This window comes from Micromonospora sp. NBS 11-29, assembly GCF_002140155.1.
Lineage (GTDB): Bacteria > Actinomycetota > Actinomycetes > Mycobacteriales > Micromonosporaceae > Micromonospora.
The window spans coordinates 122,479-137,157 of sequence record NZ_NAPR01000013.1; the positions used below are offsets into that span (position 1 = coordinate 122,479).

The 14,679-nt window shown below is 73.7% G+C and carries 19 protein-coding genes; 13 read left to right on the forward strand and 6 right to left on the reverse strand.

The genetic code is table 11. The annotated features are described in order from the left end of the window. The 3 genes from B1205_RS16910 to trxA form a co-directional block, all read right to left on the reverse strand. A partial coding sequence (locus B1205_RS16910; RefSeq protein ID WP_089157051.1) for an HTTM domain-containing protein occupies nucleotides 1–828 on the reverse strand: 828 nt, incomplete at its 3' end. Continuing rightward, on the reverse strand, nucleotides 825–1,265 hold the full coding sequence (locus tag B1205_RS16915; protein WP_089156508.1) for a hypothetical protein: 441 nt from the start codon (nucleotides 1,263–1,265) through the stop codon (nucleotides 825–827). The genes B1205_RS16915 and B1205_RS16910, both read right to left, overlap by 4 nt. Nucleotides 1,266–1,409: 144 nt before the next feature. Continuing rightward, nucleotides 1,410–1,772: a thioredoxin gene (gene trxA, locus B1205_RS16920; protein ID WP_089156509.1), complete on the reverse strand. Its 363-nt coding sequence runs from the start codon at nucleotides 1,770–1,772 to the stop codon at nucleotides 1,410–1,412. Nucleotides 1,773–2,320: 548 nt separating this feature from the next. On the opposite strand from trxA, the gene B1205_RS16925 reads away from it, so the two are divergent. The 11 genes from B1205_RS16925 to B1205_RS16970 all read left to right on the forward strand — a co-directional run bounded on the left by B1205_RS16925 (nucleotide 2,321) and on the right by B1205_RS16970 (nucleotide 10,637). Further along, nucleotides 2,321–2,836, forward strand: a complete 516-nt coding sequence (locus B1205_RS16925) for a MaoC family dehydratase (protein ID WP_089156510.1) — start codon at nucleotides 2,321–2,323, stop codon at nucleotides 2,834–2,836. Between the two features lie 86 nt (nucleotides 2,837–2,922). Continuing rightward, nucleotides 2,923–3,414, forward strand: coding sequence for a hypothetical protein (locus B1205_RS16930; protein ID WP_089157052.1), 492 nt, complete (start codon nucleotides 2,923–2,925; stop codon nucleotides 3,412–3,414). Between the two features lie 40 nt (nucleotides 3,415–3,454). Beyond that, a complete protein-coding gene (locus tag B1205_RS16935; RefSeq protein WP_089156511.1) occupies nucleotides 3,455–4,078 on the forward strand; it encodes a TrmH family RNA methyltransferase in 624 nt (207 codons plus the stop codon). An 89-nt stretch (nucleotides 4,079–4,167) separates the two neighbouring features. Beyond that, nucleotides 4,168–4,866 (forward strand): DUF6758 family protein, encoded by a 699-nt coding sequence (locus B1205_RS16940; protein ID WP_369597299.1) that lies wholly within the window; start codon nucleotides 4,168–4,170, stop codon nucleotides 4,864–4,866. Nucleotides 4,867–4,984: 118 nt separating this feature from the next. After that, complete coding sequence (locus B1205_RS29825) at nucleotides 4,985–5,143, forward strand: hypothetical protein (protein WP_176308659.1); 159 nt, start codon at nucleotides 4,985–4,987, stop codon at nucleotides 5,141–5,143. Nucleotides 5,144–5,149: 6 nt separating this feature from the next. Next, the gene (locus B1205_RS16945) at nucleotides 5,150–6,022 is read left to right on the forward strand and encodes a PH domain-containing protein (protein WP_089156513.1); all 873 of its coding nucleotides are present in this window, start codon (nucleotides 5,150–5,152) and stop codon (nucleotides 6,020–6,022) included. A 372-nt stretch (nucleotides 6,023–6,394) separates the two neighbouring features. Continuing rightward, the gene (locus B1205_RS31705; protein ID WP_254910011.1) at nucleotides 6,395–6,880 is read left to right on the forward strand and encodes an RNA polymerase sigma factor; all 486 of its coding nucleotides are present in this window, start codon (nucleotides 6,395–6,397) and stop codon (nucleotides 6,878–6,880) included. After that, complete coding sequence (locus B1205_RS16955; RefSeq protein ID WP_089156514.1) at nucleotides 6,877–8,154, forward strand: hypothetical protein; 1,278 nt, start codon at nucleotides 6,877–6,879, stop codon at nucleotides 8,152–8,154. Before B1205_RS31705 ends, B1205_RS16955 begins: the two co-directional genes overlap by 4 nt. A 10-nt stretch (nucleotides 8,155–8,164) precedes the next feature. Next, a complete protein-coding gene (locus B1205_RS16960) occupies nucleotides 8,165–9,031 on the forward strand; it encodes a PHP domain-containing protein (protein WP_089156515.1) in 867 nt (288 codons plus the stop codon). Between the two features lie 31 nt (nucleotides 9,032–9,062). After that, nucleotides 9,063–9,677 carry a MarC family protein gene (locus B1205_RS16965; protein ID WP_089156516.1) on the forward strand — a complete coding sequence of 205 codons (615 nt, stop codon included), beginning with the start codon at nucleotides 9,063–9,065 and terminating at the stop codon, nucleotides 9,675–9,677. A 120-nt stretch (nucleotides 9,678–9,797) separates the two neighbouring features. Beyond that, nucleotides 9,798–10,637 carry a RecB family exonuclease gene (locus B1205_RS16970; RefSeq protein WP_254910065.1) on the forward strand — a complete coding sequence of 280 codons (840 nt, stop codon included), beginning with the start codon at nucleotides 9,798–9,800 and terminating at the stop codon, nucleotides 10,635–10,637. 17 nt (nucleotides 10,638–10,654) lie between these two features. On the opposite strand, the gene B1205_RS16975 is transcribed toward B1205_RS16970, so the two are convergent. After that, nucleotides 10,655–11,506 (reverse strand): oxygenase MpaB family protein, encoded by an 852-nt coding sequence (locus B1205_RS16975; protein WP_089156518.1) that lies wholly within the window; start codon nucleotides 11,504–11,506, stop codon nucleotides 10,655–10,657. 138 nt (nucleotides 11,507–11,644) lie between these two features. Between B1205_RS16975 and B1205_RS16980 the strand changes: the two genes are divergently transcribed. Continuing rightward, the gene (locus B1205_RS16980) at nucleotides 11,645–12,127 is read left to right on the forward strand and encodes a DUF2231 domain-containing protein (RefSeq protein WP_089157053.1); all 483 of its coding nucleotides are present in this window, start codon (nucleotides 11,645–11,647) and stop codon (nucleotides 12,125–12,127) included. Nucleotides 12,128–12,134: 7 nt separating this feature from the next. On the opposite strand, the gene B1205_RS29170 is transcribed toward B1205_RS16980, so the two are convergent. Continuing rightward, on the reverse strand, nucleotides 12,135–12,362 hold the full coding sequence (locus tag B1205_RS29170) for a hypothetical protein (RefSeq protein ID WP_140158083.1): 228 nt from the start codon (nucleotides 12,360–12,362) through the stop codon (nucleotides 12,135–12,137). 859 nt (nucleotides 12,363–13,221) lie between these two features. Between B1205_RS29170 and B1205_RS16990 the strand changes: the two genes are divergently transcribed. After that, a complete protein-coding gene (locus B1205_RS16990) occupies nucleotides 13,222–13,404 on the forward strand; it encodes a hypothetical protein (protein WP_089157054.1) in 183 nt (60 codons plus the stop codon). Nucleotides 13,405–13,418: 14 nt separating this feature from the next. Here B1205_RS16990 and B1205_RS16995 read toward each other — a convergent pair whose 3' ends face one another. Beyond that, complete coding sequence (locus B1205_RS16995) at nucleotides 13,419–13,916, reverse strand: flagellar biosynthesis protein FlgA (protein ID WP_089157055.1); 498 nt, start codon at nucleotides 13,914–13,916, stop codon at nucleotides 13,419–13,421. Nucleotides 13,917–14,679: the final 763 nt, after the last annotated feature.

The window sequence follows — 14,679 nt, forward strand, 5'->3', positions numbered from 1 at the left end:
GGCGCGACGGTTGAGCAGGCGGCGGGCGCGTACCACCGGGCGGATCTTCTCCAGTGGCAGGAAGCTGGTCATCGCCACCAGGTGCGGCGCGAACGAGATGGTGATAGTCGCGACGGTGACCAGGTGGAACGAGTAGAAGAACCCGATCACCGCCGTTCGCCACCGTTCGGGCACCACGAACACCAGCGGGCTGAGCAGCTCGAAGGCCAGAATGCCGAACTGGGCCACGATCAGCAGGTGCGGCACCTGCGCGATCAGGTCGGCGAAGTCGGTGCCCCGGCGGATGATCGCCCGGGCCAGCACCGACCCGGTCGCCCAGTCGAGGCCGCCGAAGCGGAACTTGGCCCAGGCGGCGAGGAAGTAGGTGCAGACCACCGCGATCTGGGTGACCCGCAGCGCCCAGCCGCCCGCCTCGGTGCGGGTCGGGTCGCCGTGTCGCGCCCGGCCGGCGGTGGGCAGCACGGCCAGCGCCACGAGGAATCCGAACCGGTCGTGGTCGACCTTGCCGTAGCTCATCGCCACGATCATCCACTCGAAGTACAGCGCGAAGACGGTCCAGCCGAGCAGCCGGTGCGCCCGCCCGGTCGCGGCGAGCAGCGCGGCGACGAGGAGCGCCCAGAAGATCACGCCGACCAGGGCGGGACTGGGGGTGGGCAGCGGCAGCAGCCGGCCGACGAGCAGCGGCCGGTAGAGGTCGCCGGGCACGTCCACGCGGGTGCGTACCCAGGGGGTGAAGACGACCAGGTCGGCGGCGACGAAGAGGTAGACGAGGGTGCGGAAGGCGGCCACCCGGCCGCGCGGCACCGCCTCGGTGAGCCAGCCGGTCATCCGGCGGTCTCCCAGCTCACGGCCGTCCGGTCGGTCCACTCGCCGGTCGGCCGCCCGCCCTCGATGCCGTACCAGCGGACCACGATGCGCACCTCCACCAGCGCGGGGGCGGCGGGGTGGCGTTCGGCGTACGCCTCGGCGACGGTGCGCAGCAGGCTCGGGTCGGCGGCGTACCGGGACTGCTGGCCCTCGATCTCGGCGCGGCGGATGCCGGTGGCCTCCTGGCCGAGGGACACCACCGCGCCGGTGCGGTCGACGCCCTCGACGCGGGTGTCGGGCGCGGGCGCGTCGGGCGGGTCGGAGGTGGAATACATCCGGAACGGCCCGAACGGGAAGTCGTCGTCGGTGCCGTGCACGGTGCCGAGGAGGAGCAGGGCCAGCCCGAGCACGGTGGCGCCCAGCCGGACGGCACGTCCGCGGGTGGTCAAGGTCTCCATCAGGTCATGACGATACGGGAGTGAACCACCCGGAACGGTCCCTCACTCGGCCATTCCTCGCTGCCCGTACCGTCGGCCACCGGGCACGGAGACGCCGCCGACCGGGCCCGTCGAGGGCTCGGCCGGCGGGCGTGCGCCGTGCGCTCAGTGCTTGTGCTCGGCCAGCTTCTTGCGGACGTCGTCCATGTCCAACTGCTGGACCTGCTCGATGAGGTTCTCCAGCGCCGACTCGGGCAGCGCGCCCGGCTGGGCGTACACGATGACGCCGTCGCGGATCGCCATCACGGTCGGGATGGAGCTGATGTTGAACTTGGCGGCCAGCTCCTGCTGCGCCTCGGTGTCGACCTTGCCGAAGGCGATCTCGGGGTGCTTCTCCGAGGAGCGCTCGTAGACCGGGGCGAAGCGCTTGCACGGGCCGCACCAGTCCGCCCAGAAGTCGAGCAGGACGATGCCGTCGCGCTCGGTCACCTCGTCGAAGTTGGCCGTGGTCAGCTCAACCGTTGCCATTTGCTCTCTCCGATCACCGCGGATTGCCGTACGCCCGGTGGAACCAGGGACACACCGAGGGAATTCCCGTGACCTGTGTAACGAAACGCCAGGTGGGCCGGGGGTGACCCTCGATGCATCGAACTCTATCTGTTAACGACCGTCGTGCGGAACGCAAGTGCAGGACGCATTTGCGTGACGGGACGTGATGGGAGCGTTTCCAGGAAGATCGCGCTCGCAGCCTGCTACGTAACGGTAACTTGGGTCCTGACAAGGGGGGATCCGGCCTGCGAAGATCGCTGCCGAAGAGGTAGCCGGTAACCCAACGTATTGTTACGAAAAGATAAATGTGACGTCGGTCTCTGTTGGGATCGCCCCCTCGTGCGGCAGAATCTTTCCCATCAGAGCGTGGGCGGCGGGTGCCGGGGAGGGCCCCGCCGCTCATTGCGTCTCCACCCAGGTGGCCCCCGGTGTGACATTTCCGCCCGGCGAGCGCCCCGGCCCCCGCCTTAACCAGCGGTAAGGCATGCTGTGCCGAACTCCATCGCCGCCCGTCGAAGGGGACCAGGATGCAGTTCGGCCGCTACTACGAGGAGTTCGAGGTCGGCGCGGTCTACCGGCACTGGCCGGGCAAGACGGTGACCGAGTACGACGACCACCTCTTCTGCCTGCTCACCATGAACCACCACCCGCTCCACCTGGACGCCCACTACGCGGAGTCCGCCTCCCAGTTCGGGCGCAACGTGGTGGTCGGCAACTACGTCTACTCACTGCTGCTGGGCATGTCGGTGCCGGACGTCAGCGGCAAGGCGATCGCCAACCTGGAGATCGAGTCGTTGCGGCACGTCGCCCCGACGTTCCACGGCGACACGGTCTACGGCGAGACCACGGTGCTCGACAAGCGGGAGTCGGCCTCAAAGCCCGACCGCGGCGTGGTCGCGGTCGAGACCCGGGGCTACAACCAGGACGGCACGCTGGTCTGCGTCTTCCGCCGCAAGGTCATGGTCCCGAAGAAGGAGTACGCGGCCGCCGCCGTCGCGGACGGCGTCGACCCGGAGCGCCCGAGCTTCCCCGAGCCGCGCTGAGGCGGTTGCGCGGCCCGTCGGCCCCGTTCCGCGTGGGACGGGGCCGGGAACCTCGCCCGGGGCATATGCTCGGGCTGGAGGTCCCGATGAGCCACTCCGTCGCCGGAGAGCCGCCCTCTGCCGGTCGCCGCGTCACGCCGCTCGCCACCGCCGCCTATGCCGCGGCGGAGTGGGACCTGCTGACCGACCTACCGGGCCGGGTGCTGGTCGCCGCCGCCTCGCCCGGTCCCGGGCGTCCACCGCGAGGAGTCGCCGCCGGGTTGGCCGGCCTGGACGCGGTGGCCGCCGGCCGGGCCTTCGACAGCGATCTGATCCGGGCGGTGGTCACCGCCATCTACGCGCGCCACGACGGCGCGGACGAGCGGGACGAGCGCCTCACCGACCTGGTGGGCCTGCTCGCCGCCTGTCGGGCCGCGGTGCGGGTGCTGCGCCGCCGCGCCGACCCGGCCGACTCGGCCGCGTACCGGCAGTGGGTCGAGTCGGTGGCGGCGCGCGTGTGCCGGGTCGGTGATTTCCCGCCCAGCCCCGCCGACCAGCGGTTCCTCCACCGCCTGGGCAGCGCGCTCGACCTGCGCTGAGTCGCGGCGTGCGGCCGGCGGCCCGTACCCTCTGCAGACCGTGACCGACGACCAGCTCGACGTGGGTGTGGGGCCCTGGCCCGGTGACCCGCCGGACGACGCCCGCCTCGACCCGGAGCTGCTCGCCGCGGGCGACCGGCGCAACGTGGTGGACCGCTACCGCTACTGGCGGCGGGAGGCCGTGGTGGCCGACCTGGACCGGCGGCGGCACGACTTCCATGTGGCGATCGAGAACTGGCAGCACGACTTCAACATCGGCACCGTCGTCCGTAACGCCAACGCCTTCCTCGCCCGGGAGGTGCACATCGTCGGGCGTCGGCGGTGGAACCGCCGGGGCGCCATGGTGACCGACCGCTACCAGCACGTCCGGCACCACCCGACGATCGAGGAGTTCGTCGGGTGGGCGGCCGGGGAGCGGCTGCCGGTGGTCGGGATCGACAACCTGCCCGGCTCCCGGCCGCTGGAGACCGGCGTGCTGCCGCGCCGCTGCGTGCTGCTCTTCGGGCAGGAGGGGCCGGGGCTCTCGCCGGTGGCCCGGGCGGCCTGCGACGCGCTCTTCTCGATCGCCCAGTACGGCTCGACCCGGTCGATCAACGCGGGCGTGGCCAGCGGTATCGCCATGCACGCCTGGATCCGGTCGTACGCCGGCCCGCCGCCGGACTGACGCGCCACCGTCTCCAGGGCCGGCCGGAAAACCGGTGTCCGTCGGCCAGCCCGCTTGACGCCCCGGCGGCGCGGGGTGACGGTGAGGGTGTGACTGTCGTGGTGAGTTGTCCGAGATGCGCCGGCCCGGTACGCGCGCCGGACCTGATGAACGGCGAGTACCGGTGCGTGCGGTGCGGCCCGGTGGCGCCCCTGCACGTCCCCGAGCACATTGGCGCCGAGATCATGGCGAGCGTCGTCGAGCGGGTGGCCGCCGACGTCGACCCGACCGACCGGCCCGGTGTGCCGCTGTGGTGCCCGTGGCCGTTGCCTCCAGGGTGGACGTTGACCGGCGTGGCCTGGGCGGGCGACGACCGGGCCGGGATCCGCGCCACGGTGGTCGCGTGCGCCGGCCCGGCCCCGCTCGACGGTGGACCGGCCGACCTGATCTTCGTCGCCGAGGAGCCGGGTGTCGGGCTGGGTTCCCGCTTCGCGGGACTGCCCGGCCCCGACCCCGGCCCACAGGTCGAGGAGGCGCTGACCGATCCCGGCCCTGGTCACCCCGAGCGTCTGCCGCACGCGAAGATCCGTGTGGGCGGCCATCCCACTCCACTGTGGCTCGTCCGGTCCGAAACGGATCGAAGCGCGTACGCCGGTGAAGCTCGGGGAATGTGGCTCCATGCGATAGCCTGGCCGGCGAGTGCGGGTCACCTCCTCGCGGAAGAAGTCGTGCTGCACGACCTCACCGAGTGGACACCGTCCGAACTCGTGTACGGCGCACCGTCCCCGTACCTGCACGGGCAGGCCTGACCGGCCGGCACCGACAAGTCGGGGAGCGGACGCAGATATTCACGGTACGACACGATGCTGATACTCTGGGTGCCGCTGCGGTAAACGGACCCGGCGCCGCGCGAGAGGATGGCCCGCTATGGTCAAGAAGGTCCTCACCTGGGCCGGCATAGCATTCTTGATCTTCTTTGTCGCCTACCGGCCCAACTCGGCCGCCGACGTGTTCAAGTCGCTCGGCGGCAGCGTCGTGGACATCGCGCAAGGGTTCGGCGACTTCTTCACCAACCTGGTCGCCTAGCCGGCCATGGGAAGCCCTTCCGGTCCACCCTTCGACCCGGACGATCCCGACCGGGCACGCCGGGAGCGCGACACCGAGCCGATCCCCCGGATCGACCCGGATGATGGTCCCGGCTACGGCGCCGGCACCGGCTACGGCGGGGGCCCCTCCCTGCCGGACGATGCCGGTTTCGGCGACGGACCCGGCTACGCGGGGGAGGGCCGCTCCGGCCGCACCTGGGCGCGTGACCCGGAGGGCTACCCGGAGCAGTCGATCACCGAGGAGGAGTTGGCCGGTCTCCGGGCCGACGCCTCCGGCATGGCTCCGCGCCGGGTGCTGCCGATGGAGGACGAGCCGAGCGCCCTGGCGGCTCGCTATCTCTTCCCGACCGAGCGGTTCCGGGGCGAGTGGAAGCGGCACTGGGTGCACCTCGCCACGCCGATCGTCGTCGGCGTGGCGGCCACGTTCGTGCTCGGCTACCTCGCCGGCTTCCTCGCCGGGCGCGACGTCGGCGCGCTGACCACGATCGCGGTGCTGCTGTGGTTCGCGGTGATGGGCTGGGTCGCCTGGCGGGTCGCCGACTGGTGGTACGACCGGTTCATCCTCACGAACAAGCGGGTGATGGTGGTCAACGGCATCATCACCCGTCGGGTCGCGATGATGCCGCTGGCCCGGGTCACCGACATGAAATACGAACAGAGCCCGAGCGGCCGGACCTTCAACTACGGCACGTTCGTGCTCGAGTCGGCGGGTCAGGACCAGGCGCTGCGCGAGATCAAGAACCTGCCCAACCCGAACGAGCTCTACCTGCGCGTGGTCGAGGAGATGTACGAGCCGCAGGCGGTGGAGGCACGGATCGGCAAGGAGCAGGACGAGGCCAAGGCCGACGACGGCGCCTGAAACTTTTCGTCCGAACATCGGAGCGGTTGCACACCTTCCGCCGTCGCCCCGACCCGCCCGGTCATGGGAGCCTGCCAGGCAGGACGGGGGCGCGGAGGTGAGCGTGGCGAGCAGTGATCCGCTGGAGGAGGAGTTCCGCGAGTTCGTCGCGGCCCGGTCCGGCGCCCTGTTGCGCACCGCCTACCTGCTGGCCGGCGACTGGGCCACCGCCGAGGACCTGCTCCAGACCGCGTTGACCAAGACCTACCTCGCCTGGAAGCGGCTCGGCGGGATCGACGCCATCGAGCCGTACGCCCGNACACGTCGACCAGTTGGTGGCGCCGCCGCTGGCACGGTGAACGGCCGACCGAGGTGCTGCCGGAGCGTGCCGCCGTGGACGAGATCGAGCACCAGCTCGACCGGGACGCGCTCTGGCGGCACCTGCGGGCCCTGCCCGCCCGGCAGCGGGCCGTGCTGGTGCTCCGTTTCTACGAGGACATGTCGGAGGCGCAGACGGCCGCCCTGCTGGAGATCTCCCCGGGCACGGTCAAGAGCCAGACCTCCCGGGCCTTGAACACCCTGCGCCGTCGGCTCGGCGCCGAAACCGCCCCGGGCCTGCCGGCGGATCCGACCGGGTCGTCCGCCGAGGCGGGACGGCCCGGGTCGANGCGGGCTCGACCCGCAGCGACACGCCAACCCGTCGTGCCGCCGGCCGCCCGGGTTCCGGCCGGCCCGGCGCGACAGCCCGTCCCTCCGCCGGACTCGGACGTGGCGGCCGGTCCGGCGCCCCAGCCCGACACGCCGGCGCCGCGCCCGGCCACGCCGTCGTCGGCGGCCCCGGCCCGACCCGCCGTCGGGGTACCGGTGGAGACCCGATGAGCGGCATTCGACAGCACGATGACAACCGGGCCAGCGGCCCGGAGCGTCCATTCGCCGTGCACGACGACGAGCTGGAGCGGGCGCTGCGGGAGACGCTGGCCCGCCAGGTCGCCACGCCCCGACCGCTCGGCGTGGATCCGGCGGGAGCGGCGCTGCGCCGGGCCCGCCGGGCCGGACGCCGTCGGGCGCTCACCGGCCTGGCCCTGGCCGGGGTGGCGACCGCGCTGGTCACCACCGGGATGGCGCAGCTCGGCGGGCCGGACGGCCACGGTGGCACGCCGACCGTGGTGCTCGGCGACCCGCGCGGGTTCGCCGCCTCGCCGCTGCCCACCGCCTCCACCCCGGTGTCCCGGCCGGGGCCGGTCCGCGCCGAACTCGACCTGCTCGTCGGGAACCGGCTGGACACCAGCGACGGCGAGCGGCGGGAACTGACCGAGGTCGGCGGCGTCGAACGGGGCCAGCGGGTCCACGACCGGGAGGGCTGGCTGCTGACCTCGGCGGCCACCGCCGCCGGCCGTACCCTCTGGTGGGTGCCCGCCGACGGCCCGCCGCAGGTCATGCTCGCCGCCGCGGACGCCGTCGCGGTCTCGGCCGACGGCCGGCAGGTGGCCTGGCGGGACGGCCCGGACCTGCTCGCCGCCGCGGTCGTCGCCGGTCAGCTCATCGCACCGAGCCGGGTGACCGCGCCGGCCGGCGTCGTGCCGGTCGGCTTCACCGGCGACGACGTGCTGCTCCGGGCGCCCGGCCCGGGCGGGATCAGCGTCTGGCGGCGTGACGCCGGCGGCGTGCCGGGCGCCACGAACCCGGACGTACGCGCCGTCTACGGCACCCGCCCGGACGGCCGGCTGGTCGGCCTGGTCAGCGGCGGACCGGCTGGGCAGCCGTGCCTGGCCCTGCTCGACCCGACCCACGGCCTCACCCCGACGCGTACCGTCTGCGGCCCGAAGCCGGCCGCCGACGGACTCGGCGGGGTCTCGCCCGACGGGCGGTGGCTGCTGGTGAACGGCACCGGCCGCACCGCCCTGCTGGTCGACCTGGCCGACCCGGGCGCCACCCCGGCGACCCATCCGGCCGGCCCGCCGTTGGCGGGGGCGGTGGCCTGGACCCGTGCCGGCGCCGCACTGCATGTGGACGCCGCGGGCGGGCTGCTCCGGGTCGAGCCGGGGCGGGTGCTGGCCGGCGAGCGGCCGACCCCGTCGGCGATCGGCGGGACCTCATCCGGGCAGCGACCAGTGGTGGTGGCCGACGTCCCCGTACGCCCCGACGGGGCGTAGCGTCGGGCGGGTGAGCGTCCCGGCCCGGATCGACCTGCACACCCACTCGACCGCGAGCGACGGCACCCTCGGCCCGGCCGAGCTGGTCCGGGCCGCCGCCCACGCCGGGCTCGACGTGGTGGCACTCACCGACCACGACACCACGGCGGGCTGGGCGGCCGCCGTCGCCGCCCTGCCGCCCGGCCTCACCCTGATCCGGGGCGCTGAACTCTCCTGCCGCTGGTTCGGCGTCGAACCGGCGGTCCCGCTGCACCTGCTCGCGTACCTCTTCGATCCGACCGAACCGGAACTGGTCGCGGAGCTGGCCCGGGTCCGGCGGGCCCGCGAGGAACGCGGCGAGCGGATCGTCCGGCTGCTCCAGGCCGACGGCATCGGAGTGAGCTGGTCGGAGATCCTGGCCGGGGCGGCGGGCGGGACGGTCGGACGCCCGCACATCGCGGCGGCGCTGATCCGGGCAGGCCTGGTGGCCACCACCACCGAGGCGTTCGGGCCGGACTGGTTGGGCGAGCGGTACCGGCTGCCCAAGGACGACATCGACGTGTTCCGTGCGGTGGCGCTGGTCCGGGCCGCCGGTGGGGTGCCCGTCTTCGCCCACCCGAGGGCCAGCCGGCGCGGCCGGATCGTGCCCGACGAGCTGATCGGGCAGCTTGCCGACGCCGGCCTGGTCGGCCTGGAGGCCGACCACGAGGACCACAGCCCGGCCGAGCGGGAGCACGTCCGCCGGCTCGCCGCAGAGCTGGGGCTGCTGGTCACCGGCTCGTCGGACTTCCACGGCACGCACAAGACCGTCCGTCTCGGCGCGCACACCACCGGATCCGAGGCGTACGAGCGGATCGTCGCGCTGGCCCGCGGGGTGACGCCCGTCGCTTCAGGCTGAAGCGTTCCGGCCGCGCGGCTACCGTGTCCGCGTGGATCTCAAGCTCTTCGGTGAGGTCTTCGTGACCCTGCTGGTGATCGTGGACCCACCCGGAATGATGCCCATCTTCCTCGCGCTCACCGGGCCGCTGGCCGCGCGCGAGCGGAACCGGGCCGCCTGGCAGGCCGTGGCGTTGGCGCTCGGGGTCATCGTGATCTTCGCGGTGGCGGGGCAGACGATCTTGGCCTACCTGCACGTCGACCTGCCCGCGTTGCAGGCCGCCGGCGGCCTGCTGCTGGTGCTGGTCGCGCTGGAACTGCTCACCGGCAAGGCGGACGACCCGAGCCAGCAGGTCACCTCCAACATCGCGCTGGTGCCGCTGGGCACCCCGCTGCTGGCCGGCCCGGGCGCCATCGTCGCCACCATGCTGTTCGTCCAGCGGGCCGGCGGCGTCACCGACTACGTCGCCATCGCGCTGGCCATCGTCGCGGTGATGGTCGCCGTCTGGGTGGTGCTGCGGTTCTCCGGCGGGATCGTCAAGGTGCTCCGCCCGGGCGGCATCGAGGTGCTGACCCGGATCGCCGGCCTGCTGCTGGCCGCCATCGCCGTGCAGCTCATCGCCGACGCGATCGCCGCGTTCGTGACCGAGTACGTCAACAACGGCTGAGCCGTTCGTCTCCTGTCGTACCCGGATGGCAGGATCTCGGGTGTGCGACCCTCACGATCCACCGGCGGCCGGGCACCCCGGCCCCGCGTCGACCAGGCCGAGCAGCTCGGCTTCGCGGGCATGCCGGAACGGCTCTTCGTCTGCACCCCGAGCAAGCTCGGCGCCTACGCCGACTGCCCCCGGCGCTACCGCTACGCGTACGTGGACCGGCCGGCCCCGCCCAAGGGGCCGCCCTGGGCGCACAACTCGCTCGGCGCCAGCGTCCACACCGCGCTGAAGAACTGGTATGCGACGCCCCCCGACCGTCGCCGCCCCGAGGCGCTGGGCACGCTGCTCAAGGGCACCTGGGTCCGCGAGGGCTACCGCGACGACGAGCAGGAGCGCGACGCCTTCCGCCGGGCACTGGCCTGGCTGGAGTCCTACGTCGCGACGCTCGACCCGGCCGACGAGCCGCTCGGCGTGGAGCGGGTGGTGGCGGTGAAGACCGCCGTGCTCGCGTTCAACGGCCGCACCGACCGGATCGACTCCCGCCCCGGCCCCGACGGGCGGCCCGAGCTGGTCATCGTCGACTACAAGACCGGCCGCACCGGGCTCGACGCCGACGACGCGCGCGGCTCACAGGCGCTCGCGCTCTACGCGTACGCGGCCGAGCGGGTGTTCCGGCGGCCGTGCCGCCGGGTCGAGCTGCACCACCTGCCCACCGGCACGGTCGCCGCGCACGAGCACACCCCCGAGTCGCTGCACCGGCAGCTCACCCGCGCCGAGGACACCGCCCGCGACATCATGGCCGCCGAGCGTGCGGTGGCCGACGGGGCTGATCCGGACGAGACGTTCCCCACCGAGCCGGGGCCGCGTTGCGGCTGGTGCGACTACCGGCGCACCTGCCCGACCGGCGCGCAGGCCCCCGGCAAGGACCCCTGGTCGGCCGTCGAGCGCCTCGCCGAGCCGGCGGCCGACTGAGCCGCGCGTGGCCCGCCTCAGGCCGCCGTCAGCCGGGCGGCGCGTTCCTTGGCCGCCTGCTGCAACGGCCCCTCCCGGTAGCGGCGCGGCACCGCCGTCAGGGCGAGCCGCAACGCCCGCGCGCTCAGCTCCGCCGACAGCGCGGTGGTGGGCAGGCCCAACCCGCCGTAGAGCCGCAGCGCCCACGGCGGCAGCATCCCCAGCGCCGTGCCGGCGATCCCCAGGTACGCCCAACGCGGCGGACCGAGGTGCAGACCGAGCTTCACCGGCCGGCTGACCTTCCACGGGATCGGCGGCGCAGTCAGGAACAACGCGGTCTCGGCCGCCTCCCGGGTCATCCGCAACTCCGGCCGTACGTCCCGGTAGTAGGCCTCGACCTCGGCGGCGGTGCCCGGCACGTCGGCCGGGTCCAGCCCGACCAGGGCCGCCGACCGGCGCTGCTCGGTGTAATAGCCGTCCACCTCGTCGTCGGTCAGCGCGAGCCCGGCCCGCCGGGCGGTGCTCACGAACGACTCGACCTCGGTGACGTGCACCCAGCGCAGCAGATCCGGCTCGTCGACCCGGAACTCCGCGCCGGTGAACGGGTCGGTGGCGCGCAGCCGGGCGTGCAGCGTACGCAGCCGCCGGCCGGCCGCCTCCGCCTCGGCGGTCGTGCCGTAGATCGTCGTCGCCACGTAGGTCGACGTCCGCACCAGTCGACCCCACGCGTCGGCGCGGTAGTTGCTGTTCTGCGCGACCCCGGCCATCGCACGGGGGTGCAACGCCTGGAGGTAGAGCGAGCGCAGGCCGGCCACGATCAGGATCGGTTCCTCGTGCACCTTCCACGTGACCGATCCCGGTCCGAAGAGGCCGAGGTCGTCGGTGTCCACCGATCAAGAGTGCCACGCGTCCCACGTACGGTCGGGCCGCCGGGTGAACCGGAATGGTCGTACCTGCGTGAGTCGATGCAGGTAGCTGCGACACGTCGTAGGCTGATCACGCGGATCCGTCCACTCCCGGAGGTGTCGGTGTTCAGGGAAGTCAACGGTCTTCCGGTCCACATCCTGGTCATTCACGCCGCGGTGGTGCTGGTGCCGCTGCTGGCGCTGCTCACCGTCGCGTACGGTGCGCTGCCCCGCTGGCGGCCCCGGCTGGACTGGGCGGTGGCGGCGCTCGCCGTGGTCACCCCGATCGTCACCTGGGTGGCGACGCAGTCCGGCGAGGCACTGCAGGAGGTGCTGCGGTCGCGCGGCTACCCGCCCGACAAGCTCCAGGAGATCCACGAGCATTCCGAGTACGGCGAGACGCTGCTCTGGTTCACGCTCGGGCTCGCCGTGGTGGCGATCCTGCTGCTGCTGACCACCAGGGGCTTCGCCCGGACCCGGAACCTGCCCCGCTGGCTGCCCCTGGTGCTCACCGCCGTGGCGGTGGTGCTCGCCGTGTTCGCGTTGATCTACGTCTACCTGACCGGCGACAGCGGCGCGAAGATCGTGTGGGAAGGGGTCGTCTGAGCGCGGCTTAGAACAGCACCCGTGCGCACAGCAGGCAGGTGAGCAGCACCAGCACCACGCCGACGATCGCGCCGATGCCGTAGGTGAGCTGCTGGGCGCGCTGCTCCTCCCGGTCCATGGCACCCATGTCCTGCGGCGGGAGCCGCCGAGGCGGCGGCGTCCGCACGTACACCGGGGGCCGCCAGCCGGGTGGCGGCGGGGTGCTCGGCGGCGGTCCGGTGTACCCACCGGGCATCTGACCACCCCGCACCTGACCGCCGGGCACGTGGCCGCCCGGCACCTGACCGCCCGGCATGTGGCCGCCCGGCACCTGACCGTGCGGCACTGCGGTGGGGCCGGGACCTTGAGCGCCGGTCGGGGCCCAGCCGTGTGTCCCCGAGGCCGGATCGGGTCGGTGATAGCCGGCCGCGGTCCAGGCCTGGGTACCGGTGCCGGTGGCTGTCCAGGCCTGGCTGCCGGTTCCGGGGTCGGGTCGGTCGTGGCCGGGTGTGGTCCGGTCGCCGGGCGGTCCGGTCGGGTCCGGGCGGGCCCAGGGGTTCTCGGCGGCCCCCTCACGTGACCAAGGGTTGGCGCGTTCAGGCCGGCCGGCGGCGGGAGCGGCGGTTCCGGCCGCGGCGGTATCGGGGGCGCGTCCTGCCGCGGATGGGAGCCCGCTCGACGTCAGGCTGCCCTCGGGCGGAGCCGCGTCGGGTGCCGCCGCCTCGGGTGCGGCCGCCTCGGGTGCCGCCGCGTCGGGGACCGGGTCGGCCGAGGACGCGATCGGACCCGCCTCGGGGACGGTGTCTGCGGGCCGGGCCAGCGCCGGATCGTCGGCCTCGCTGGCTGGCTGCTGGGGGCGTCGCCAGGTCTCGTCGTCGGGGGTGCCACCGCTCGGCGTCGTCACGCCGTCCGACGCTACCAACGCCTCGGCCGGTCGGCCGTCCGACGCGGCGAGGCAGACTCACCCACGGCTTAACGGCTTCACGGCTTCATGGCCCCACCCCGGGCAGGACCGGTGGCTGCTGCCCGGCCTCGCCCTGCCGATCCCGGTGCGGCGTGCGTCGTCGTCGGCGGGCGCACGGGGTCGAGGCGGCCCGTCAGCGGCGGTATCGTTGCTGCTCGTGACCGAACCCGGCATCCGAATCCCGCGCGGCGACGACGACCGCGTGGTCGACCTCAGCGAAGACTTCGTGGTGCTGCCCGAGCAGACCACCGACGACACCGACCGCGGTTGGGGCGAGCGTGCCGGCGGCAACGACGACTGGCTGCTCGCCGAGCGTCCGCCGCACTGGGACTGAACCGAGCGGGCGGGTCAGCCGCGCACCACCACGGCGAAGCGGCTGCCCTCGGGCAGGCCGACCGCGCGTCGTGCCTGCTCCGGCGGAAGTGCCAGGTAGAGCGCCGAGGAGCCGTCGACCGCCCCGGCGGCCGCACCCACCACGTCGAGCACCAGTGCCCGCGGTGCCAGCAGCGTAGGGTCAGCCGACCCGCCGGCCGGCACGACGAGCAGGTCGACCCGGGCACCCGGCCGCAGCACCGCGAGGGCGGCCGGCTCGGCCAACCGGATCGGTACGCCGACCGCCCCGACGGGCAGCGTCGGAGCCCCGGACGGCTGCTCGCCGACACCGGGCGCCTCCGCGCCGGCGGACCTGGTGGAAGTTGCCGCCCCGGGTGGGCATCCGCCGGGCGTCTGGAGCACTGCCGCCGCCAACCCCAGCAGTAGTGCGACCAGCGCCACCCGCACCAGCGCTCGGCGACGGGGCAGCCCGGGCCAGCGCACCGGGCGCAACGTCGCCTCCCCACCCACCACCACTGCCTCCCACCCGTCAGCCGACCGTCCCGCCAGCAGGCTAGGCGCGACCGGTCGCCCGCGCCGCCCCACCGCGCCCCCCTGTGGATAACCCGCCACCCGGCTGGCCTGCTGCGACACCCTTTCGCGGCCGACGGAGGCCCCATTTCGGCGAAGATGCTGTTCGGGACGGGGGCGTTTACCGCTCTTTCCCCGAAGTGGCACCCGCCGCGCACGCTCCGATCGCGGTAGTCGGCCTCCCAGCGGCGGACCCGTCCGCAGGCCCGGGCGGGCGGTGCTGGCCGTAGCGCCCGCCGGCGGGGCCGGTCATCCCGTGCCCGGCCGGTTGGCCCGGCGGCCACGGGTGGCCGCGTCAGGACCCGGCCCGATCGCCGCTTCGGCCAAGGATTGGCCCGGCCTGATCGCCGCTTCGGCCAAAGGATTGCCCCGGCCTGATCGCCGCTTCGACGGAAGGGTTGGCCCAGCCTGTTCGCCACTTCGGCTAAGGCGTTGCCGGGGCCGGTTCGCCGCTTCGGCTAGGGCGTTGCCCGGGCCGGTTCGCCGCTTCGGCGAAAGGGCTGCTTCCGCCTGAGCTGATGCCGCCACTTCGCCGATCTGGCGGCGCAGCCCACCCTGAGGCGGACGTGACACCCATGGTGTTCCACCCACCGCCGGCGCTGACGGTGACTGGAACGTCATGGGTGTCTGCGGGCGGGTTTCACACCCATGGCGTTCCACTCGCGGCCGATGCGGGCGGTGAGTGGAACACCATGGGTGTCTGCGG